Annotated in this window: 19 protein-coding genes and 2 pseudogenes; 14 read left to right on the forward strand and 7 right to left on the reverse strand. The window is 53.4% G+C overall.

Annotated features, from left to right (window positions below):
- Positions 1-156: 156 nt before the first annotated feature.
- Positions 157-561, reverse strand: a complete 405-nt coding sequence (locus tag ACRPFF_RS03070; protein WP_196428296.1) for a helix-turn-helix domain-containing protein — start codon at positions 559-561, stop codon at positions 157-159.
- A 121-nt stretch (positions 562-682) separates the two neighbouring features.
- On the opposite strand from ACRPFF_RS03070, the gene ACRPFF_RS03075 reads away from it, so the two are divergent.
- The 8 genes and pseudogenes from ACRPFF_RS03075 (at position 683) to ACRPFF_RS03110 (ending at position 6882) form a co-directional block, all read left to right on the forward strand.
- Positions 683-1597 carry a lysozyme inhibitor LprI family protein gene (locus ACRPFF_RS03075; protein ID WP_308032202.1) on the forward strand — a complete coding sequence of 305 codons (915 nt, stop codon included), beginning with the start codon at positions 683-685 and terminating at the stop codon, positions 1595-1597.
- A gap of 14 nt (positions 1598-1611) precedes the next feature.
- Positions 1612-2199 carry a hypothetical protein gene (locus ACRPFF_RS03080; protein WP_314169840.1) on the forward strand — a complete coding sequence of 196 codons (588 nt, stop codon included), beginning with the start codon at positions 1612-1614 and terminating at the stop codon, positions 2197-2199.
- A 13-nt stretch (positions 2200-2212) separates the two neighbouring features.
- Positions 2213-2611 (forward strand): hypothetical protein, encoded by a 399-nt coding sequence (locus ACRPFF_RS03085; RefSeq protein ID WP_432673753.1) that lies wholly within the window; start codon positions 2213-2215, stop codon positions 2609-2611.
- A 24-nt stretch (positions 2612-2635) separates the two neighbouring features.
- Positions 2636-3367 (forward strand): hypothetical protein, encoded by a 732-nt coding sequence (locus ACRPFF_RS03090; protein WP_301667579.1) that lies wholly within the window; start codon positions 2636-2638, stop codon positions 3365-3367.
- Positions 3368-3502: 135 nt separating this feature from the next.
- Positions 3503-3673: pseudogene (locus tag ACRPFF_RS03095) on the forward strand (IS5/IS1182 family transposase); the annotation flags it as partial.
- Positions 3674-3750: 77 nt separating this feature from the next.
- On the forward strand, positions 3751-4053 hold the full coding sequence (locus ACRPFF_RS03100; RefSeq protein WP_432673754.1) for a hypothetical protein: 303 nt from the start codon (positions 3751-3753) through the stop codon (positions 4051-4053).
- Positions 4054-4081: 28 nt separating this feature from the next.
- A complete protein-coding gene (gene dinG / locus ACRPFF_RS03105; RefSeq protein ID WP_432673755.1) occupies positions 4082-6232 on the forward strand; it encodes an ATP-dependent DNA helicase DinG in 2151 nt (716 codons plus the stop codon).
- Positions 6233-6267: 35 nt separating this feature from the next.
- Positions 6268-6882 carry a tellurite resistance TerB family protein gene (locus tag ACRPFF_RS03110; protein ID WP_432673756.1) on the forward strand — a complete coding sequence of 205 codons (615 nt, stop codon included), beginning with the start codon at positions 6268-6270 and terminating at the stop codon, positions 6880-6882.
- A 228-nt stretch (positions 6883-7110) separates the two neighbouring features.
- Here ACRPFF_RS03110 and ACRPFF_RS03115 read toward each other — a convergent pair whose 3' ends face one another.
- The 3 genes from ACRPFF_RS03115 to ACRPFF_RS03125 form a co-directional block, all read right to left on the reverse strand.
- On the reverse strand, positions 7111-8982 hold the full coding sequence (locus ACRPFF_RS03115) for an acyltransferase family protein (RefSeq protein ID WP_432673757.1): 1872 nt from the start codon (positions 8980-8982) through the stop codon (positions 7111-7113).
- Positions 8983-9062: 80 nt separating this feature from the next.
- Complete coding sequence (gene purB, locus ACRPFF_RS03120) at positions 9063-10433, reverse strand: adenylosuccinate lyase (protein ID WP_432673758.1); 1371 nt, start codon at positions 10431-10433, stop codon at positions 9063-9065.
- A gap of 71 nt (positions 10434-10504) precedes the next feature.
- Complete coding sequence (locus ACRPFF_RS03125) at positions 10505-11137, reverse strand: TIGR00730 family Rossman fold protein (protein ID WP_432673759.1); 633 nt, start codon at positions 11135-11137, stop codon at positions 10505-10507.
- A gap of 155 nt (positions 11138-11292) precedes the next feature.
- Here ACRPFF_RS03125 and ACRPFF_RS03130 point away from each other — a divergent pair, with 155 nt between their 5' ends.
- On the forward strand, positions 11293-13173 hold the full coding sequence (locus ACRPFF_RS03130; protein WP_432673760.1) for a ribonuclease catalytic domain-containing protein: 1881 nt from the start codon (positions 11293-11295) through the stop codon (positions 13171-13173).
- On the forward strand, positions 13163-13327 hold the full coding sequence (locus tag ACRPFF_RS03135) for a hypothetical protein (protein ID WP_432673761.1): 165 nt from the start codon (positions 13163-13165) through the stop codon (positions 13325-13327). The genes ACRPFF_RS03130 and ACRPFF_RS03135 overlap by 11 nt, the downstream gene beginning before the upstream one ends.
- A gap of 510 nt (positions 13328-13837) precedes the next feature.
- On the opposite strand, the gene ACRPFF_RS03140 is transcribed toward ACRPFF_RS03135, so the two are convergent.
- A complete protein-coding gene (locus tag ACRPFF_RS03140; protein ID WP_432673762.1) occupies positions 13838-14833 on the reverse strand; it encodes a peptidylprolyl isomerase in 996 nt (331 codons plus the stop codon).
- Positions 14834-14934: 101 nt separating this feature from the next.
- Positions 14935-17343 carry an LPS-assembly protein LptD gene (locus tag ACRPFF_RS03145; RefSeq protein WP_432673763.1) on the reverse strand — a complete coding sequence of 803 codons (2409 nt, stop codon included), beginning with the start codon at positions 17341-17343 and terminating at the stop codon, positions 14935-14937.
- A gap of 69 nt (positions 17344-17412) precedes the next feature.
- Between ACRPFF_RS03145 and amgK the strand changes: the two genes are divergently transcribed.
- On the forward strand, positions 17413-18417 hold the full coding sequence (gene amgK / locus ACRPFF_RS03150) for an N-acetylmuramate/N-acetylglucosamine kinase AmgK (RefSeq protein ID WP_432673764.1): 1005 nt from the start codon (positions 17413-17415) through the stop codon (positions 18415-18417).
- 32 nt (positions 18418-18449) lie between these two features.
- Here the strand turns inward: amgK and ACRPFF_RS03155 are convergent, their stop codons facing one another.
- The gene (locus tag ACRPFF_RS03155) at positions 18450-19172 is read right to left on the reverse strand and encodes a thiol:disulfide interchange protein DsbA/DsbL (protein ID WP_432673765.1); all 723 of its coding nucleotides are present in this window, start codon (positions 19170-19172) and stop codon (positions 18450-18452) included.
- Positions 19173-19375: 203 nt separating this feature from the next.
- Between ACRPFF_RS03155 and murJ the strand changes: the two are divergent.
- The 3 genes and pseudogenes from murJ to trpC all read left to right on the forward strand — a co-directional run bounded on the left by murJ (position 19376) and on the right by trpC (position 22831).
- Positions 19376-20910, forward strand: a pseudogene (murJ, locus tag ACRPFF_RS03160) (murein biosynthesis integral membrane protein MurJ).
- A 131-nt stretch (positions 20911-21041) separates the two neighbouring features.
- A complete protein-coding gene (locus ACRPFF_RS03165) occupies positions 21042-21998 on the forward strand; it encodes a YheT family hydrolase (protein WP_432673766.1) in 957 nt (318 codons plus the stop codon).
- Positions 21999-22048: 50 nt separating this feature from the next.
- Positions 22049-22831, forward strand: coding sequence for an indole-3-glycerol phosphate synthase TrpC (gene trpC / locus ACRPFF_RS03170; RefSeq protein WP_432673767.1), 783 nt, complete (start codon positions 22049-22051; stop codon positions 22829-22831).
- Positions 22832-22880 lie beyond the last annotated feature (49 nt).

The raw sequence follows: 22880 nt of genomic DNA on the forward strand, positions 1-22880 counted from the left end.
GTCTCGTGGGCTCGGAGATGTGTATAAGAGACAGGTCTGAAGCTGACGACCGAAGTTTTATGGAAGTAATGAAGGCAGAAAACCCCATCTTGGTCGTGATTAAAAAGAATGCCCGTGTATTGAGACGTTGGCGTACCCATCAAAACCGCCGGTTTCCTATCCGCGCCCGATTGTTCTAATCAGTTCGTTCAGACTGTCAAGCTGCTGCTTTTGCCAAGTAATCAGTTTTTCTTTTTCCATCAATATAGCCTGCAAATAGCCGTTTTGCTGCTTCAACTTTTCGATTTCGATCACATACTGCTCCTGCGATGCATAATAGTTGGCGGAGTTGGTGCTGTTTTCCATATTCAGAAACACCAGATTTTTCTCAACCGTGAGCAGATCCACCACGTCCATGCCCAACACATCGGCGATTTTTTCCAGCTTGTCCATCTGCAAACCCACCTCCCCGCGCTCGATTTTCGCATAGCCGTTAACCGACATCTGCAACTGCTCGGCCATGTTTTCCTGCGAGAAGTTTTTCAACTCGCGAATCTTACGGATTTTTTCATGAACTTCCATCCAGCCTCCTTATTGGTTGGTATTGCCGATACTGCGGGTTGGTGTTGTCGGCATGGGCGGAAGTTTATCATACAAATTTTCTGCACTATACGAAAAATTTTGTTAAAAGGTTTAATTTCAAATGGGAAAAATAAAATTGATCAGCGTTGCGGCAGCTTCTGTTTTTGCACTGAATGCGTGCGACATCGGCGGAGGTAAAGTTGCCTGTTCGGATGAAAATGGTATTCAGGTTCTGCGCAGTTTGGTTGGGGAAGAAATTGAAAAATCTTTAAAAAATCAAGGGTTGTTTGATTTGGCCAATATTAGGGCTTCAATTGCTGCTTTACCGATGAGCTTTGAAGAAATCCGCACCTCCAAAGAAGACCCAAACAGTACGAAAGTTTTTTGTCAGGCTACATTCCGCATCACACCGTCAGTAGAAACTGTGAAAGATGCCGAAACGGTGTTGAAAATCCGTGGCAATGCAAACAGTTTGGAGGATTTCTTGGATTCGTACGCGTTTAAAAAATCCAAGCAGTCGGCTAACGGTTTTGAAGGCACGTTGTTGTACAACTTGCAGCCCAGCGATAATAAGAAAGTAATTTTTGCCGAAATTGAGGCAAATCAGGACGACGTAATTCAAGCACCAACCCAACTGCTTGCTTTGGCCATGTCTAAGAAACAGGCGCAGGAGGAAGAAGCCGAAGCCCAAAGAATACAACAGGAAGAAGAACAGGCTGCAAGAGAGGCTCAGGAGGCTGAATGGCAAAGGCAGGCCGAGTTGGCTGCGGCACAGGAAAAGGAAGCCGAAGCACGTGTTGCTCAGGCTAAGTCGTTGGCGAAGCTGTCTGATGACAAACTGAATTTGGTTTGGAATGGTTTGGATAAGGAAGCAAGGCAGGAAATTTTACCGTTGCAAAGAGCGTGGCTTAAAGAACGCGAAAACAAATGTAAGGCCGAGTCGCTGAGTGAGGCTGATAAAAATGAACAGACTATCCGTTTTCATCAGTGTTATGCGCGGATGACAGGTGAGCGTACTCAATTTTTATCAAACTGATCAAGGGGTATCATATGAAGAAATTATTGCTTTCTTGTCTGGTATTGATGCTGACGGCTTGCGAATCTGTGCAGCCTTACGTTAATGCTTATTTGGATGATTTGAATCAGAAACTGCAACAGGGTACCGCAACCCAGCAAACTGTATCCTTGCTTAATTCTCCTTATTTTATTCAGGAAAAAACACAGGCCGATGTAAACCGACTGTTGGATAAAGCCCGGCCGGAAGAAGTGAGTTATTCGGATTGGAGGGGTGTCAAACCCGTATTGAGCCGGCTTATCGGTTCTCTTGCTTGTAATGCGAGTTATCAGGATTTGAAGCAAGAAACCCATATTGATTTCAAATGGGTTGCTGATAACGATTATTATGGAGAGCAGGCAACCGTTCCAATTTTGGCTCTGGTTTTTTCTCGAAAAATCAATTCTGAGAAATATATTCAACAGGATTGTTACCATGTTGCTCAGATCCAAGTTGGAAATTATTCGGGATATGTAACTGATGCAACTGTTTATTTTGAAAGTGATAAAGGAAATGTTTTGAGTCATACTGTTAGATTAAGGTTGATTCCTGAAACGGAGCGTTGGATGTATATTGGATACTAATAAGGAGTTTGAAATGAAGAAATTTATTTTCTCGGTTGTATTGGGTTGTATGAGTTTAAATGCAGGTGCCGTTGTTAAAAATAACAAAGTAGCAACGGAATTTTGCAGTAATCAAGCAATTGCGTTGATTAACTCTGATCCTAATATCGGGATATATATTGATTCCCAAAAGAATATTACGAATTGGCTTGGAAAAACTGGGAAGAGTCGGCTAATGTATAAAGGTAAAATTTATGAAATAGTTGGGTCAGTTGAAAGTGGTGGCCATATTGATTGCGGATATGGCATGAAAGTGCAGAGCGGAAAGCGTAAAACCACAGGCTATATGAATGTAGATTTCTGGAAAGAAGGTGGAAAAATAGAATTTGAGATTTATGACATAACAGATGATGTAACTCGTGGAAATGGATAGATATTTTGATACTAGGGGAATTAAATGAATATCAAACAAAACTATGACTGGCTGCGCGACTTTCACGGCTGCGACGGCGGCGACATCGGTTCTCCTGAGAAACCGTCTGTATGGGTATGCGGCATCGAATGGGGCGGCGGGCACACCGTTGAAAACCTGCGGCAGATTGCGGCAGAGCCGTACACGGGCGACACGGAGTTCGGTTTTGGAGACTGGCAGGAATGCGTTGCCTATCCTTACAACATCAGCGTCTGCAAACTGTTGTGCGCCTTAAACGGCGGGCAGGTAGAGAATTACCGCCGCTTTGCCGAAGAAGTGCAGCCGTTTGTACACAAAGCGGATTCGGGCTATTTCAAAATGAACCTGTATCCGATTGCGTTTAAAAACACTGATGCCAGCCTTTGGCAGCAGGAGTTTTCCGAGATTACGGGTTTTGCCGACAAGCAGGAATACGTCAATTTCTGCAACAAATACCGCTTTGCCCAAATGAACCAATGGGCGGAACAATACCGCCCGCGCCTGATTATCGGATTCGGCACATCTTACGATAAGGAGTTTAACGTTGCGTTTTCAGACGGCCTTTCAGGTTTTCGTCAGGAAGAAATCGTCGGAAAAAAATTAAAATGGAAGCGCAATCAAAACGACACTTTGCTGGCAGTATTGCCGTTCCCGAGCGGTTCTCACGGTTTGAACAGTAACGAATCTTTGCAGAAATTCGGCGAAAGACTGGCGGAGTTGCTGGTCGGCAGGGAGTAAAACAGCATTTAATAGTTGGGGCAGGTTTCACAGCAAGCATAGTTTGGGTTGCCAAAACCAACAGACAGCATGAGACCTTTGCAAAATCCCCCCGAAATCCCCTAAATTCCCACCAAGACATTTAGGGGATTTCTCATGAGCACCTTCTTCCGGCAAACCGCCCAAGCCATGATTGCCAAACACATCGACCGCTTCCCACTATTGAAGTTGGATCAGGTGATTGATTGGCAGCCAATCAAGCAGTACCTGAATAGCCAAAGAACCCGTTACCTTAGAGGCCATCGCAGCCGTCCCGCTTATCCTGTCGCCGGTATTCCCTAAGCGGTACGGCAACCTAAAACAAATGCCGTCTGAACTTCCGTTTCAGACGGCATTGTGTCCGAATGACTCAATATCTTCCGTTTTTTTCACTTTCAATAATCAGATATACCCAAATCACCGCCACCCAAGCCGACACCGTTCCCATCGCCAGCAAAAAATGCTGCCAATCCGTCATCGGCGGTACAGGGCAACGGCTGCATTCGATTTCCGCGCCGCCCAACAACCGGTACAGCAGCATATCCGCAATCCAAAGCAACAACGGGTATTTCAAACGCCGCAACCAAAAAACCCACCACGTCCGCACGATTCACCTCACCCCCATTCCGACAACGATATTGTACCGCTTCCGTGCAATGTTAAAATAACCCCACTTCTACCGCCGTACAAAACGCCATGCTCACCGATTTAGAAAAAAACGCCATCCGCAACCATTACCAAAATATCGGCAAAAACCTGCCCGGTTTCCGTCCGCGTGCTTCGCAGCGGGAAATGATTGCGGCGGTTGCCAACGCATTTTCGCGGACGTTGACGCGCGAAGAAGGCGGCGAGCCGCCCAAGCGCGAAGGCGAGAGCATTGCCGTGATCGAAGGGCCGACCGGCGTGGGTAAATCGTTGGCCTACCTTTTGGCCGGTGGCATCATGGCGCAAACACGCGGCAAGCGGCTGATTGTGAGCAGCGCGACGGTTGCCTTGCAGGAGCAGCTGGTAGACCGCGACCTGCCGTTTCTGGTCGAAAAAAGCGGTTTGGAACTGACCTTCGCGCTTGCCAAAGGGCGCGGTCGCTATCTCTGCCCCTACAAACTCTACCACCTAACGCAAAGCAACGCCCAGCAAAACCTGCTCGGCTTTGAAGCCCCCGCCGTCTTGTGGGACAGCAAACCCAAGCCGGAAGAATTGAAGCTGCTGCGCGACATCGCCGACGAATTTTCCGCCCGACGGTTCAACGGCGACCGCGACACTTGGCCGGAAAAAATCGATGACGCGATTTGGCTCAAAGTTACCAACGACCGCCACGGCTGCCTGAAAACCGCCTGTCCCAACCGTCCGGAATGCCCTTTTTACCTGGCACGCGATATGTTGGAAACCGTCGATGTCGTTGTTGCCAACCACGATCTTCTGCTTGCCGACATCAGCATGGGCGGCGGCGTGATTCTGCCTGCGCCCGAAAACAGTTTCTATTGCATCGACGAAGCGCACCACCTACCCAAAAAATCCCTCAGCCGTTTTGCCGCCGAACATTCATGGAATATTGCCGTTTGGACGCTGGAAAAACTGCCGCAGCTTACCGGCAAAATTGCCGCGCTTACCGATAAAGCCGAACTTGCCAACCTAGCCGACGAAGCCGCCGCATCCTTGCTCGACAGCCTGCATGAATGGCAATTCCATTTGGCGGAAGAGCCGTCTTTAAGTCTGGGGGTATCTGAAAACGACAGACGAACCAACAGCGAACCGACTTGGCTGTGGGAAGACGGCAAAATCCCCGAGGGCCTCGAAACCACCGTTTCCAATACGGCCATTGCTGCGCGCAGCCTGCTCAAACACGTTATCGGGCTGAACGATGCGCTTTCTGCCGCACGCCGCGAAAAAGAACAGGACAGCGCGCTCCTTGACCGCCTGACCAGCGAGTTCGGCCTTTTTATCTCCCGTATCGAACAAATCAGCGCGGTTTGGGATTTGCTCTCCACCGTCCCCCTCGAAGGCGAAGAGCCGCTGGCAAAATGGATAACCCGCCGCGCCGACGACAAAAACGACTACATTTTCAACGCCAGCCCCATCAGCAGCGCGTCCCACCTCGCCAACAGCCTGTGGCGGCGCGCGGCAGGCGCGGTGTTGACCTCCGCCACCCTGCAATCCTTGGGCAACTTTAACCTGATGCTGCGCCAAACCGGGCTGCAATGGCTGCCCGAAACCCCCACCCTCGCCCTCAAAAGCCCCTTTGACTTTGAAAAACAGGGTGAACTCTACATCCCCCCCATATACGCCAGCCCCAAAGACCCCGAAGCCCACACCGCCACCATCATCGAATGGCTGCCCAAGCTTATTTCGCCCACCGAAGCCATCGGCACGCTCGTCCTGTTTTCCTCGCGCAAACAAATGCAGGATGTCGCCCTACGCCTGCCCGGAGACTACCTGCCGCTCTTACTCGTACAAGGCGAATTACCCAAAGCCGTCCTCCTGCAAAAACACCACCAGGCCATAGAAGAAGGCAAAGCCAGCATCATCTTCGGACTCGACAGCTTTGCCGAAGGACTCGACCTGCCCGGCACCGCCTGTGTACAAGTCATCATCGCCAAACTCCCCTTCGCCATGCCCGACAACCCCATCGAAAAAACCCAAAACCGTTGGATAGAACAACGCGGCGGCAACCCCTTCATCGAAATCACCGTCCCCGAAGCCGGCATCAAACTCATCCAGGCCGTCGGCCGCCTCATCCGCACCGAACAAGACTACGGCCGCGTAACCATCCTCGACAACCGCATCAAAACACAGCGGTACGGCCAACAATTATTAGCCGGCCTGCCACCGTTTAAAAGAATAGGGTAAACATACCGCCCTTCCCGAAACAGAAAGGAAAAATCATGAACTTTACCCGACTGCTCAACCAAGTCTTAAGCACGGTTCAAAAAAAAGGCAACACATTCTCCGACAGCCCGCTCAATTCATTCGGCGGAGGCGCGATGGTTGCCGGTGTCGCCTCCATGCTGCTGAACAGTAAAAACCGCAAAACCATTACCAAAATCGGTTCGACCGCCGCTTTGGGCTACCTCGCCTACCGGGGCTATCAGATGTGGCAGCAAAACAAAGGGCAGGCAACCGTAACACAAAGCGATTTCCAACCTGCCGGAGAAACTGAAGAAACATACAGCCGCACCGTATTGCGCACCATGATAGCCGCCGCAGCTTCAGACGGCATGATAGACGAAGCTGAACGCCGGACTATCGAACAGGAAAGCGGCACAGACCCCGAAACTGCCGCATGGCTCGCCGCCGAATACCGCCTTCCCGCAAGCATTGAAGACATCGCCGCCTCCGTCGGCAACGATGAGGCGCTGGCGGCGGAGGCCTATCTGGCGGCAAGACTGGTATGTGCCGATTTGTCGCGGAAAGAAACCGTCTTCCTCGCCCGCCTGTCGCAGGCTTTGAAACTGGATGACAATCTAGTGGAAAACTTGGAAAGGCAATTGGGGTTTTGATGACACAGCCGGGGAGGGAAAATCATCAAAAACGGTTATTCCCGACCCCGGCCTCAAAACGGCAAAATATAGTGGATTAACAAAAACCAGTACGGCGTTACCTCGCCTTGCCGTACTATTTGTACTGTCTACGGCTTCGTTGCCTTGTCCTGATTTTTGTTAATCCACTATAAAAGCCGCCGCCGCGAACGGCAAACGGCGGTATAGAATATCCGACAAGAAGGCAGGCTACTGCAATGCGCAGCCGTGGGAAGATTTAATAAGCAGGCGTTCGTGTTTGTGAAATTCCCGCCCCATATAATAGGAACCGAATTCCGTCAGGTGATCCTGGTCGCTATAAAGATAATGGCCGTGTATTTTGACCGTGTTTTTAGGAAGGTATTTCTGTGCATCAACCCAATGCACATTGGGGATATCTTTAACTAAATCAAATACCGCTTTATTGCTCTTATCAATATTACCCATGGCTTGAATAGGTTGGAGGTATTGGTTTATAGCAAATCTTTTCAATTTTTCCTCCCTCAGGGGCGAACGGCTGATTGATGCATTATTCGCAAAAACATATACGGGTTTGACGGCGGCAATCCTCTTGACGGTTTCCCTGAATCGGGCTTGAAATCCGGGTATCAGGAAGGATTGCGCTTCAAATCTCGGCACGGGCTGGCCGCCCATCCTCAAATCATAGAATTGGGCAATGAAAACGGCTTCGGCTTTTTCAACTTCATCCTGGTATTTTCGACACAACGGATTGTCTGCCAGTGTCGTATCCACCCAAACCAAACACTCCGAATCGAGGGACAGGATTTTAGCTTTCCACCCTTCCCGGCTGCCGACATAATCCAGAAAACCCCGCAAGTGTCCGGCGTGCGAGTCGCCGAGGGTCAGGACGGTTTCCGGAAAATGATTTTCCGCAGCAAGGGGCGCGCCAGGCAACGGGCGGAGGTGTTCCTGTTTCAATATCCCCCTTGCGTACAGGTTGTAACCGACAAGTATCAGGGACGGGGCGAGATAGAGGCAGAAAAATGCCTTTTTGAAGGTCATCTTCCGTTTTCTAAGCGGCTGTTCAATCAAATAATAACTCAACAGGGAAAATCCAACCGTCAATGCGGCAACCACTGATATGGCAGGCAATCCAAGCTGCTTCGCACCTGTAATGTAATGTGCGAAGGAAATAAAAATCCAATGGTACAGGTATAGGGAATAAGAGATTTTGCCGACAAATACGATAGGGCTTACCGACAGGATGCGGATCGAAAGTGTCCCGTATTGCATACTCCGGATAAGCAGCGCCGTCAGCAGGCAGGGAAGGAGCAGGGTCATTCCCGGGATGAACGGATCGTGTTTGTCAATCACGAACAGGCAGGCAAGCAATGCGCCGAAGCAGAGTAATGAAAGCAACTGCCGTTTTCCATTTGCTGTTTGCTGTTTACCGTTTTGCGTTTGCCCATAAACCGCCAGCAGCGAACCTGCCAACAGCTCGGGAAACCTCAGTGTCGAAAGGTAATAAGTATTGGGTTGGTTGAGAATATCGGTATAAAACCTGCTTGGCAAAAACGATGTGGCAGTCAAAATCAGAAACAGGATGATGCTGATGTTACGCAGCACCCGTAGCGATTTGGTTTTTTTGCAGCAAAATATCAGCAAAAGAGGATACAAGAGGTAATACTGTTCCTCTACTGCCAAAGACCAAATATGCAGTACGGGGTTCTCGTTGGCACTCAAATCGAAATACCCCAATCGGAACCCTAAATAAATATTGGACAAAAAAACCGTAGAAAGCTCTATGGTTTTCCTCATTTGGTTGAAATCTTCATAAAGGAAGATTTGAGAGGCAATCACCGAAGCCAGGGACACGGCCGCAATAAAGGCAGGATAAATCCGCTTAATCCTGCGGGTATAAAAATCCCGGAAAGAAAAAGAACCGTTCTGTATTTCAGAAAGAATGATGTTAGTAATGAGGAATCCTGAGATGACAAAGAAAATGTCCACCCCCAGGAATCCTCCGGGCAGCCAGCGGTTATTCAGGTGGAAAATAATGACGGATAGCACGGCGACGGCCCGCAATCCGTCAATTTCAGGTCTGTATCGGACAGCTTGCATAAATATCGCCCCCGTATGTCCCGTTATCTTAAAAATGCCGTCTGAACGCGCGTTCAGACGGCATCGGTTTCAGTAAACGCTCAAATCCGTTTCGCCAACGCTTCAGCCTTGCCCACATACAGTGCGGGGGTCAGCTCAAGCAATTTTGCTTTGGCTTCTGCCGGAATTTCCAACGATTCGATGAAGACTTTCAGCACTTCGGGCGTAATGCCGTCTTTACCGCGCGTCAGGTCTTTCAGCTTCTCGTAAGGATTGGCCACGCCGTAACGACGCATTACGGTTTGAATCGGCTCGGCGAGCAGCTCCCAAGTGGCATCCAAATCGGCGGCCAGCGCGGCAGGGTTGGGTTCGAGCTTATTCAGACCTCGCAAGTGGGCGGCGAACCCCAACACGGCATAGCCCACGCCCACGCCCATATTGCGTAAGACGGTGCTGTCGGTCAGGTCGCGCTGCCAGCGGGAAATCGGCAGTTTTTCCGCCAAAAAGCCCAATACGGCGTTGGCCATACCGAGGTTGCCTTCGGAATTTTCAAAGTCGATGGGGTTGACTTTGTGCGGCATCGTGGAAGAGCCGACTTCGCCCGCTTTGACTTTTTGTTTGAAGTAACCCAAAGAAATGTAGCCCCAAACATCGCGGTTAAAGTCAATGAGAATCGTGTTGATGCGGCTGAGGGTTTGGAAAAACTCCGCCATATAGTCGTGCGGTTCGATTTGGATGGTGTAGGGGTTGAAGGTCAGACCGAGGCTGATTTCGACGAAGTTGCGGCAGTGGGTTTCCCAATCTACATCAGGATAGGCGACCATATGGGCGTTGTAGTTGCCGACCGCGCCGTTGATTTTGCCGAGGAATTCTTGCGCTTGCAGGATTTTGAACTGGCGTTGCAGGCGGTACACGACATTGGCGGTTTCTTTGCCCAAAGTGGTCGGCGTGGCGGGCTGGCCGTGGGTGCGGCTCATCATCGGGACGGCGGCAAGGTCGTGCGCCATAGCGGTCAGCTTCTCGATGATTTCGGCAAGTTTGGGCAGCAAAACAGCCTCACGCGCTTCCTGCAGCATCAGGGCGTGGGACAGGTTGTTGATGTCTTCGCTGGTGCAGGCGAAGTGGATGAACTCGCTGGCAGCAGCGACTTCCGGCACTTCGGCAAAACGTTTTTTCAGCCAATATTCGATGGCTTTGACATCGTGATTGGTGGTGGCTTCGATGGCTTTGACGGCGGCCGCGTCTTCCAATGAAAAGTTTTCGATGACTTTGTCGATTTCGGCAAGCGTTCCGGCACTAAAGGGCGGTACTTCGACAATCTTCGGCTCGGCGGCCAGGGCTTTGAGCCAGTTTAATTCGACTTTGACGCGCGCCTTCATCAGGCCGTACTCTGAAAAAATCGGGCGCAATGCTTCAACGGATTGGGCATAACGGCCGTCTAGGGGGGAAAGCGAGGCGATGGGGTTGATCATATCGGCATCCTGTTCGGAAAAGACATCAAAAATTGTTAAATTGTTTGCAATTATACATCACTCTCAGGACGCTATGCCGTCTGAAGCCCGTGTTCCGACAGATACGCAATGATTTCGTCTTCGTCGTCCGATATGGAGAACAAAGAAGCGGCCCCTTCGGAAATCAGACCGCGCGCCAAAAGCTGCGCGTTTATCCACTCCGCCAAGCCCGACCAAAATGCCTTCCCAACCAAAACGACCGGACGCGGCGGCACTTTGCCCGTCTGCACCAAGGTCAGGATTTCAAACAATTCGTCCAGCGTCCCGAAGCCGCCCGGCATCACGACATATGCTTGGGAATAGCGGAAAAACACTGCCTTGCGTTCGGCAAAACGGGAAAACCGCAAGGCGATGTCCTGATACGGATTCGGTTTCTGCTCGTGCGGCAAAACGATGTTCAGCCCCACCGAAACCGACTTCCCTGCAAACGCGCCCTTGTTTGCCGCCTCCATAATCCCCGGCCCGCCGCCCGAAATGACGGCAATGCCCGAATCCGACAGCCGCCGCGCCAGACGGCAGGCAAACGCATAATCCGCATGATTCTGCGGCGTGCGCGCGCTGCCGAAAATACTGACTGCCGGAAACACGCCCACCAATGCTTCGTCTGCCTGCCTGCGTTCGGCATCATAACGTGTCTGCTCCGCCACACGGTTTGTATTCCCCATTCCGTCCTCCGTTTAAAAACGGCGATTGTACCCCGTCAAAAACGTAACGCAAGCACCGCAAAGACGCGCCAACCCTCCCCAAACCTTTTTTCAGACGGCATTTTCGGTAATCTGCTAAAATCGCCCGCTTGAGTTTCCACAGAAAAATCCGAAAAATGAATATTTTTTACGAAGAGTCCGGCCAATTCAAAGTCGCCGCCGTCGTCCAAAAAAACGACGCCACCTACCAAGTCGATACCCAACACGGCAAACGCACCAAAGTGAAGGCGAACAACGTCTTTACCGAGTTTGACGGCGATATGGCGGCGTTTTTGGAAAACGCGCAGGCGCAGGCGGCGGACATCGACACCGATTTATTGTGGGAAGTGTGCGGCGAAGAGGAATTTACCGCTGAAGCCATAGCCGAAGAATATTACGGCCATGCGCCGACCAAAACCGAGCTGGCGGCGACTTTGATTGCGCTGTACGCCGCGCCGGTGTATTTCTACAAAAAAGCCAAAGGCGTGTTCAAAGCCGCGCCCGAAGAAACCTTAAAACAAGCGCTTGCCGCCATCGAACGCAAAAAACAACAAGACGCGCAAATCGACGCTTGGGCGGAAGCCTTGAAACGCGGCGAGATGCCGTCTGAAATCGCGGCGGATTTGAAAACTATCTTACACGCGCCCGACAAGCAATCATTGACCTACAAAGCCTTTACCAAAGCCGCCGACGCATTGAAAACCTCCGCCTACGAATTGGCGAAAAAAACGGGCGGCATTACGTCCATTCCCCAATACCTGCAAGACGGTTTTGAAATCAAATACTTCCCCAAAGGAACAGGCTTCCCCGACCTTCCCCTTCCTGAAATGCCCGACCTGCCCAAAGCCGATGTTACCGCCTTTTCCATTGACGACGAATCGACCACCGAAGTGGACGATGCTTTAAGCCTGACCGACTTGGGCAACGGCACGAAGCGCGTCGGCATCCACATTGCCGCGCCGTCGCTTGCCGTTAAACCGGGCGACAAAATGGAACAAGTCATTATGCAGCGGTTGAGTACGGTTTATTTTCCCAACGGCAAAATCACTATGCTGCCCGAAAACTGGATTGCCGCGTTCAGCCTTGATGCAGGCGCATACCGTCCTGCCGTCAGCATTTATTTCGATGTGGACGGCGAGTTCAACGTCGGCACGCCAACCTGCAAAATCGAAGCCGTCAACATTTCCGAAAACCTGCGTATCCAAGCCATCGAGCCGCATTTCAACGCCGAAGCCGGCTTGGACGAAGCCGGCGAAATGATGTTCGCCCACCATCAAGACCTGATTTGGTTTTATCAATTCGCCGTCGCCTTACAAAAAGCACGCGGTAAATACGAGCCCGACCGTGCGCCGCAATACGATTACAGCATCGAATTGGATGAAGCAGGCAAGGTATCCGTCGTCCGCCGCGAACGCGGTTCGCCCATTGATACGCTGGTCAGCGAAATGATGATTTTGGCCAACAGCACTTGGGCGCAAATGCTCCACGACAACGACCTGCCCGGCCTCTTCCGCGTCCAACCCGCCGGAAAAGTGCGCATGAGCACCAAATCCGAGCCGCACATCGGCATGGGCGTGCAGCATTACGGCTGGTTCACTTCGCCGCTGCGCCGTGCCGCCGACTACATCAACCAAAAGCAGCTGATCAGCCTGATAGACGACACTGCCGAACCGCTCTTCCAGCAAAGCGATGCCGAACTCTTCGCCGCGCTGCGCGACTTTGATGCCGCCTATACAGCCTACGCCGACTTCCAACGCCAAATGGAAGCCTACTGGAGCCTCGTGTACCTGCAACAGCAAGGCACAAGCGAGCTGACGGCCACCATCCTCAAAGAAGACCTCGTCCGCATCGAAGGCCTGCCGCTGGTCACGCGCGCGACCGGTATTCCGTTTGACGCGCTGCCCAAATCGCAGGCATTGTTCAAAATCACTGAATTGGATGCCGAGAAGCAGTTTATCTCGCTCAACTACATCAAGGCAGTCGCACCAGCAGGCAAAACGGCAGGCAATGCCGTCTGAAGCCCGATACGGCAAATTCCCGCAAAAACAGAAACCTGAAATCCCGTCCTTCACGCGCAGATGGGAGTCTAAGTCTGTCCTCACCGAAACCGATATGCCGTCATTCCCTCGAAAGCGGGAATCCAGACCTTTAAACTCCAGCCATTCCCGATAAATTCCTGTTACTTTTCGTTACTAGATCCCCGCTTTCGCGGGAATGACGATGGAAAGATTGTTGTTGCTTCGGATAAATTTCTGCAATTTTAAATAACCGGATTCCCGCTTGCGCGTGAATGACGGCATAGGGGTTTCTGTTTTCTCGATAAATTACCACAACCCAAAATCCCGTCATTCTCGTAAAAGCGGGAATCCGGTTCGTTTGGTTTCGTTTTTTTGAGTTTCGTGTAACTTCTGAATCGTCATTCCCGCGAAAGCGGGAATCCAGACCTTTAAACTCCGGCCATTCCCGATAAATTCCTGTTACTTTTCGTTGCTAGATTCCCGCCTGCGCGGGAATGACGATGGAAAGATTGTTGTTGCTTCGGATAAATCTCTGCGGTTTTAAATAACCGGATTCCCGCCTGCGCGGGAATGACGAATGACGGTGTAAAAGTAACTCGAAATTCAAAAAAGCCATACCGCCCGGATTTTTGCCGATCGGTATGGCTTTTTGATTCAAACCGTTTCAGCGGATGTCAATGTACGCGCCGGAATGCAGGTCGCGCAACAGGTCGGCGGTCGCACGCTCCGCCTTCTGTTGGAAAATATACTGGCGCACGGCGTTGCGGACGCGTTCCTGAGGCGTGCCGGCCTCGCGTACTTCGTTCAGCTTGATGATGTGCCAGCCGAACTGGGTGCGTACGGGCGCGCTGACTTGGCCGGGTTTGAGGCTGCGGACGGTTTCTTCAAAGGCGGGAACCATTACGCCGTCGGCAAACCAGCCCAAGTCGCCGCCGTTGCCCGCGCTCACGTCTTGCGAATATTGGCGCGCCAGGCTGGAAAAGTCTGTGCCACTGCGTGCCTCTCCGTAGATTTTGCGGATGGTGCTTTCTGCGCCGACGGCGGCGTTTTCGCTGTCGGCCTTAATCAGGATGTGTTGGGCGCGGTATTGGCGCATCGGCTCGCCTTCGGGCAGGGTAATGCCCTGTTTCTGCGCCTGTTCGATAAAGCGGTCGACCTCTGCCTCGCTTACCCGGCTGTTCTGCATCACTGCCTGCTCGCGGACTTTTTCGGCAATGATGTTGTCGGCAAGCTCGCGGCGTTGTTCGGCAGACAGGTTTTTAAGCGAGGGGTTTTGCGCGACGACGGCGGCAATTTCTGCCTCGCCTGCCTGAATGTTGCGGCGTTTGCCCGCCTGTACGATCAGTGATTGGTTGACCAGCTGCATCAGTACTTGTTCGGTCAATGCCGTATCGCTGATTTGTACGCCTTTGGGCAGGTTTGCCTTGGCATCGGCAACAGCCTGTGCCAGCCTGCGGCGTGTGATGACTTCGTTGTCGGCAACGGCGGCGATGCCGTCTGAAAAGTGTATGCCGCCTTCCTGTTGGGCGGCTTCTTGGCGTGCCGTCTCCGCCGGCTTGGCGGCTTTGGCGGCAGGTGCGGGGTTTGCCGCACGGGGTGCCGCTTGGCTGTAGGAGGCACTCAGCAGTGCGGCGGCTATCATCAGGGTTTTTATCTTCATCGATATTTCCTTATCGGTTGGATTCCGCACTTGGGTTCGGCGGAATCGGGGTTGTTCGTCGGACGGCAGGTTCGTTGGAACAGGACGGGGATTCGGTCTGTTTACGGCTGCGTTTTGCGCCTGCCTGAAAGGTCCAGATTCGGGATATAGCCGGGTACGGCAATGTCCATTGTGCCTTTGGGAACCCTGCCGATATTGCTCAAGTCTTTTAATTGCAGGGTAAGGAAGACGGCGTTTTTGTAGGTGTTCTCGCCGGTAACATAACGTTGCGCATACATGCCGGCACTCCAGCAGCCGCAACTGCTTTTGTATTCTGCACCGGCAAGCATTTCTATCGGTTTTTTGGCTTCAAAACCGTAGTTGTAGCGGACGACGGCAGACAGGTTGCGCGTCAGCGGCCATTGTGCGGACAGGTCGAGCTGGCTGAGTTTGTCGTAAAAATAGGAACCGTCGGCCTGCAGGTAGATTTTTTCATTGCGCCCGTATTTGTAGCGGGCGTTCAGCACTTTGCCCTGTGCGGGACGGTAGCTTGCACCGACGGCGTAGTTCTCGGCGCGTTTGTCGTTTTGGTTGTAGTGGATGCTGCTGTCGAGGATGAAGCGGCTGCCGATGCTGCCGGAGGCAAATGCCACCCAGTCGGAACGGTTGCGCGGATTTTTGCCGACGCTGCCGTCAAGCATGACTGCGTCGTTTTTGAAGTAGAACTTCTGACCGATGCCGGCGCGGAACCGTTCTTCTCCGGTCGCGTTGTCGAGAATACGGCTCTGCACGGCGGCGGAAAGGCTGTTGGCGGCGTTAATCCNGTCGTTGCCGTAATAGAGGTTTTCNCGGAACAGCTGCCCGTAGCCGAAACTGTTTTCGGANGAGTCGAAATTGGGCAGGTCATTTTGNGATTTGGTCGGGATATAGTTGTAGAACAGGCGCGGCTCGATGGTTTGCAGGACTTCGCCGCCGAACAGCCGCGTATTCCGCTCGAAGGTTGCGCCGCTGTCGATATTGACAATGGGTAGAGTGCGGCTGACGCGTCGGGCTTCTTGGCTGCCGAAGCGGTTGAGGCTGTAATAGGTGGCGTGCAGCCCGAGCTTGGGCCGGACGTAGCCCCAGCTGTTGCTAAAATCCCATTTGATGTCGGGATAGACGACGAGGCGGCTGCCGTCTTGGCGGCTGTCGTGGCTGAAGCGGGTAAATTGTGCGGACACGCCGATTTGCGCCCTGCCTGCGTTTTTATGCCAATCGGCAGAAAGGCGCGGCATCAGGGCATACGGTTTGTCTTTGTAGCCGTTTTGGTTGGCCAGCGTCTGGAATTTTTGTGCCGACAATCCGACGTTCAAAATGCCGCCAGCCGCCTTGCCGCTGTAATCCAGCCATACCTGGCGGTTGAGGTTGACGTTGCCGGCGATTTCTTCGCCGCCGTAAAAGTCGCGGTAGTAGCCGCTGTCGGAGACTTGGTTGAAATCGACACCCGCCTGAAGTGTGTCGGAAATATCGTGCCGGTGCTGCCATTTCGCCTGATAGCGGTTGTTCCTGCCGCTTTTCTTATCGTGCGGCAGCCAGGCCAGGTCGGCCTGTCCGCTGTAATCGGGACGCAGGTAACGGAACTGCCCGTCGAATACCGCGCCGCGTTCGCCGATAATGCCGGGGGCGAAGGTGGCATCGAAGTTGGGGGCGAGGTTGAAATAATAGGGAACGGAAAGGGAAATGCCGTCTGAACCGGTGGACAGGGAGGGAACGAGCAGACCGCTTTTGCGGTTGCCGTCAAGCGGGAAGTCCGCCCAAGGGGTGTAGAAAATAGGAACGCCGCCGAACACGAAGGCGGCGTGTTTGGCAACGCCTATGCCTTTTTCCCGATCGGCTTCGACAGAGGCAGCCTTGACATACCAGCCGGCATCGCCGGCGGAACAGGTGTTGAATTGGGTTTCCGTCAGTTTGTAATGCCCTTCGCCCAACATTTCGGCGGTGCGGCTGACGCTTTGCAGCCGCCGTCCGCCTTGTTCGGTTTCCATGCGGACGTTGTGCGCTTCGCCGGTCTGCTGCTCGAGATTGTAGGTCAGGGTTTCGCCCCGAATCAGCGTACCGTCCTGTTGGAGGGCGAAACGGTCGCCTACGGTAACGGTGTCGCCCGACTGGTCGTAATCCGCCCAATCGGTATTGAGGGTTGTCCGGTTGCGTTCGACGACGACGTTGCCTTCGGCACGCACCTGCACCTGCGACTGTCCTTCCACCTTGTCGGCGACAATGCGCGTATAGTCTTCGGGGATGGATGCTTCGCCGCTGCCTTGGACGGCGGCTTCGGTTCTCTCGGGGCTGCCGCTTTCGTTACTGCAAAACAGGCAGGTCGAACCGAGGCTCAGGCCGACAGGCTGCATGGGTTCGGACACGCTCCGAACGCTTTCTCCGGCGGTCGGATTGTCCGTTTCCTCCGCCGCAACGGCATCGGCGGCGGCGCAATGCGTGCCGAAGCAGAAGCCCAATGCCAGCACCAGTGGTTTGAGTGAAAATAAACGAGCCAAAATTGCCCCTCAGGTCGGTTTGCCAGTTAGAATAGCGTTTATTGTAACCTGAAATGCTTTAGTACTGTTATGCAACGACAAATCGAACTGAAAAATTGGCTTCAGACCGTCTATCCCAACCGCAGTTTCGAACTGGCCTTTGCGGCGGCGGATGCTGATTTCCGCCGCTATTTCCGTGCAACGTTTTCAGACGGCAGCAGTGTCGTCTGCATGGATGCGCCGCCCGACAAGATGAGTGTCGCACCTTATTTGAAAGTGCAGAAACTGTTTGACATGGTCAATGTGCCGCAGATATTGCACGCGGACACGGATTTGGGGTTTGTGGTATTGAACGACTTGGGCAATACGACGTTTTTAACTGCGATGCTTCAGGAGCAGGGCGAAGCGGCGCACAAAGCGCTGCTGCTGGAGGCTATCAGCGAGCTGGTCGAATTGCAGAAGGCGAGCCGTGAAGGGGTTTTGCCCGAATATGACCGTGAAACGATGTTGCGCGAAATCAACCTGTTCCCGGAATGGTTTGTCGCAAAAGAATTGGGGCGCGAATTAACATTCAAACAACGCCAACTTTGGCAGCAAACCGTCGATACACTGCTGCCGCCCCTGTTGGCGCAGCCCAAAGTCTATGTGCACCGCGACTTTATCGTCCGCAACCTGATGCTGACGCGCGGCAGGCCGGGCGTTTTAGACTTCCAAGACGCGCTTTACGGCCCGATTTCCTACGATTTGGTGTCGCTGTTGCGCGATGCCTTTATCGAATGGGAAGAAGAATTTGTCTTGGACTTGGTTATCCGCTACTGGGAAAAGGCGCGGACTGCCGGCTTGCCCGTCCCCGAAGCGTTTGACGAGTTTTACCGCTGGTTCGAATGGATGGGCGTGCAGCGGCACTTGAAGGTTGCAGGCATCTTCGCACGCCTGTACTACCGCGACGGCAAAGACAAATACCGTCCGGAAATCCCGCGTTTCTTAAACTATCTGCGCCGCGTATCGCGCCGTTATGCTGAACTCGCCCCGCTCTACGCGCTCTTGGTCGAACTGGTCGGCGATGAAGAACTGGAAACGGGCTTTACGTTCTAAACCCAATCAAAATGCCGTCTGAAAACCAAGTTTCAGACGGCATTTTTCAAACGGGCNTACTGCGCGGCTTTTTGTTCTTCNCGTACTTTGTCCGCCAAAAGGTCGATGGTGTTCATACCGGACTCCCAGTCGGCAAATTCGACTTTATATTTGCCGCCGACGATAACCGTGGGCGTACCGTCGATTTGGAAGGTTTCGGTCAGCTCCTGCATTTTGTCGGCGCGCGCCTGGCTTTCGGGAGATTCGTAGGCGGCAAGGACTTTTTTGCCGTCAAAGGCGGTTTGTTCGCCCAGCCATTTTTTAAGGACTTCCGGCTCTTGCAGCTTAATTCTCTGATTAACCATCGCATCGAAAATATGGCTGTTCGCCACATCTTTGCTTTCGGCGGCAGCCATATCGACGGCGGCGGCAAGGCGGGCGAGCGGCAGCATCTCTTTTTGCCAGACGACATGCTCGGTACGCAGGTACATATCGTCTTTAAAAGACTTGGCGTGTTTGCTCAAAACAGGTTCGAGGGGGGCGCAGTGCGGGCAGAAATAGCCGAAAAACTCAAGGACTTCAACCTTGCCTGCCTGCTGTTGGGGAATCGGGTTGGAAAGGACAGTATAGTTTTGCCCTTCGACCAGCCCTGCCGGGGCGGCGGCTGCCGAAGCGGCAGGCGCGCTGTCGGCGGGGTCGCTGGTTTGGACTTTGCTGTCGCACGCGGCAAGGGCGAACAGGGCGGCAACGCCGAGGGCCAGGTGTCTGGATTTCATACAGCTCTCCGTGATGTTGGAAATAAATCGGATATTGGTATTTTATTGTATTTTCGCGTGTTGATACAGTTTGCCTCCGAAAAAGGACGTTTTCGTTTCGGGAAACCGCTTCAGACGGCATCAAACCCGATGCCATCCGAAGCGGTTTCTGTCGTACAATACGCGCCGTTGCCCCAAACGGGTACGACTGTTGAGGAACAATGATGAATATGCTTGGAGCTTTGGCAAAAGTCGGCAGCCTGACGATGGTGTCGCGCGTTTTGGGATTTGTGCGCGATACGGTCATTGCGCGGGCATTCGGCGCGGATGGCGACGGATGCGTTTTTGTCGCGTTCAAACTGCCCAACCTGCTCGCCGCGTGTTTGCGGAGGGGGCGTTTGCCCAAGCGTTTGTGCCGATTTTGGCGGAATATAAGGAAACGCGTTCTAAAGAGGCGACGGAGGCTTTTATCCGCCATGTGGCGGGGATGCTGTCGTTTGTACTGGTCATCGTTACCGCGCTGGGCATACTTGCCGCGCCTTGGGTGATTTATGTTTCCGCGCCCGGTTTTGCCAAAGATGCCGACAAATTTCAGCTCTCCATCGATTTGCTGCGGATTACGTTTCCTTATATCTTATTGATTTCACTTTCCTCTTTTGTCGGCTCGGTACTCAATTCCTATCATAAATTCAGCATTCCGGCGTTTACGCCCACGTTCCTGAACGTGTCGTTTATCGTATTCGCGCTGTTTTTCGTGCCGTATTTCGATCCGCCCGTTACCGCGCTGGCTTGGGCGGTTTTTGTCGGCGGTATTTTGCAGCTCAGCTTTCAGCTCCCTTGGTTGGCGAAACTGGGCTTTTTGAAACTGCCCAAACTGAATTTCAAAGATGCGGCGGTCAACCGCGTGATGAAACAGATGGCGCCTGCGATTTTGGGCGTGAGCGTGGCGCAGATTTCTTTGGTGATTAACACGATTTTCGCGTCTTATCTGCAATCGGGCAGCGTTTCATGGATGTATTACGCCGACCGCATGATGGAGCTGCCCAGCGGCGTGCTGGGGGCGGCACTCGGTACGATTTTGCTGCCGACTTTGTCCAAGCACTCGGCAAACCAAGATACGGAACAGTTTTCCGCCCTGCTCGACTGGGGTTTGCGCCTGTGCATGCTGCTGACGCTGCCGGCGGCGGTCGGACTGGCGGTGTTGTCGTTCCCGCTGGTGGCAACCTTGTTTATGTACCGAGAATTCACGCTGTTTGACGCGCAGATGACGCAACACGCGCTGATTGCCTATTCTTTCGGTTTAATCGGTTTGATCATGATTAAAGTGTTGGCACCCGGCTTTTATGCGCGGCAAAACATCAAAACGCCCGTCAAAATCGCCATCTTTACGCTCATCTGCACGCAGTTGATGAACCTTGCCTTTATCGGCCCACTGAAACACGTCGGACTTTCGCTTGCCATCGGTCTGGGCGCGTGTATCAATGCCGGATTGTTGTTTTACCTGTTGCGCAAACATGGTATTTACCGGCCCGGCAAGGGTTGGGCGGCGTTCTTGGCAAAAATGCTGCTCGCGCTCGCCGTGATGGGAGGCGGCCTGTATGCCGCCCAAATCTGGCTGCCGTTCGACTGGACACACACCGGCGGAATGCAAAAGGCCGCCCGGCTCTTCATCCTGATTGTCATCGGAGGCTGCCTGTATTTCGCATCACTGGCGGCACTGGGCTTCCGTCCGCGCCATTTCAAACGGGTGGAAAGCTGACCGATGCACCGCCTTTTGCCGGAAAACGCTTTTTCCGCGCCTATATCCGAGCGCGCATCCCCCGCGTCCGCACCAGCCGGACGGGCTGCCGCATCATCAATGCCGTCTGAAAACAAGAAAACCGATACCTTATGATTCTGACACCGCCGGACACGCCCCTTTTCCTCCGCAACGGCAATGCCGACACGATTGCCGCCAAATTCCTGCAACGCCCCGCACCCGCATACCGCCGCGAGCTGCTTCCCGACAGCACGGGTAAAACCAAAGTCGCCTACGACTTTTCAGACGGCATTTCGCCCGATGCGCCGCTGGTCGTGCTGTTTCACGGNTTGGAGGGCGGCAGTGGCAGCCATTACGCGGTTGAACTAATGCTTGCGGTACGCGATCGGGGTTGGAACGGCGTAGTCGTCCATTTCCGCAGCTGCGGCGGCGTAGCGAACACCGCCCCAGTGTTCTACCACTTGGGCGATACCGCCGAAATCGCCTTTACTTTGGACACGCTCGCCGCGCGTTACCGTGAAATATACGCCGTCGGCGTATCGCTGGGCGGCAACGCACTGGCAAAATATTTGGGCGAACAGGGCGAAAACGCGCTGCCGCAAGCCGCCGCCGTCATCTCCGCCCCCGTCGATGCAGAGGCGGCAGGCAGACGCTTCGACAGCGGCATCACGCGGCTGCTCTACACGCGCTACTTCCTCCGCACCCTGATACCCAAAGCACGGTCGCTCCAAGGTTTTCAGACGGCATTTGCCGCAGGGTGCAAAACACTGGGCGAGTTTGACGACCGCTTCACCGCACCGCTGCACGGCTTTGCCGACCGGCACGACTACTACCGCCGAACTTCCTGCAAACCGCTGCTCAAACACGTTGCCAAACCGCTGCTCCTGCTCAATGCCGCCAACGACCCCTTTCTGCCGCCCGAAGCCCTGCCCCGCGCAGACGAAGTGTCCGAAGCCGTTACCCTGTTCCAACCTGCACACGGTGGTCATGTCGGCTTTGTCAGCAGCACCGGCGGCAGGCTGCACCTTCAATGGCTGCCGCAGACCATCCTGTCCTATTTCGACAGCTTCCGCACAAACAGGCGTTAACGGTTTGATGCTAATATTCCTCCTTTCCCCAGACGAATACGGAACCCGACATGACCGACATCCTCAATAAAATCCTTGCCACCAAAGCACAGGAAGTTGCCGCTCAAAAAGCCGCCGTCAACGCCGAACACATCCGCGCACTTGCCGCAGAAGCCGCGCCCGTCCGTAGCTTCATCGATTCGATACGCGGCAAACACCGCCTAAACCTGCCCGCCGTCATTGCCGAAATCAAAAAGGCAAGCCCGAGCAAAGGACTGATCCGTCCGGACTTCCGACCGGCCGAGATTGCACGCGCCTATGAAAACGCCGGAGCGGCGTGTTTGTCCGTACTGACCGACGAATCCTATTTCCAAGGCTCACCCGAATACCTCAAACAGGCGCGCGAAGCCGTATCGCTGCCCGTGCTGCGCAAAGACTTCATCATCGACGAATACCAGGTTTATCAGGCGCGCGCCTGGGGGGCGGATGCCGTCCTGCTGATTGCCGCCGCACTGGAACGGGAACAATTGGAACGCTTTGAAGCGGTGGCACACGAATTGGGCATGACCGTCCTGCTCGAGCTGCACGATGAAAGCGAATTGGAAAAATGCCGCAACCTGACCACGCCGTTGTGGGGCGTAAACAACCGCAACCTGAGGACTTTTGAAGTCTCCCTCGACCAAACCCTGTCGCTGCTGCACGCGCTGGAAGGCAAAACCGTCGTTACCGAAAGCGGCATTACGGGTAAGGCGGATGTGGAATTTATGTGGACGCGCGGTGTGCACACCTTCCTGATCGGCGAAACGTTCATGCGTGCCGACGATATTGAGGCAGAAGTGGGCAAACTCTTCTAAATCCCGATTTCAGACGGCATATTGCCGCCGACCGATCAACACCCTTACC

Source organism: Neisseria sp. SLRRB23 (genome assembly GCF_050896295.1).
GTDB lineage: Bacteria > Pseudomonadota > Gammaproteobacteria > Burkholderiales > Neisseriaceae > Neisseria.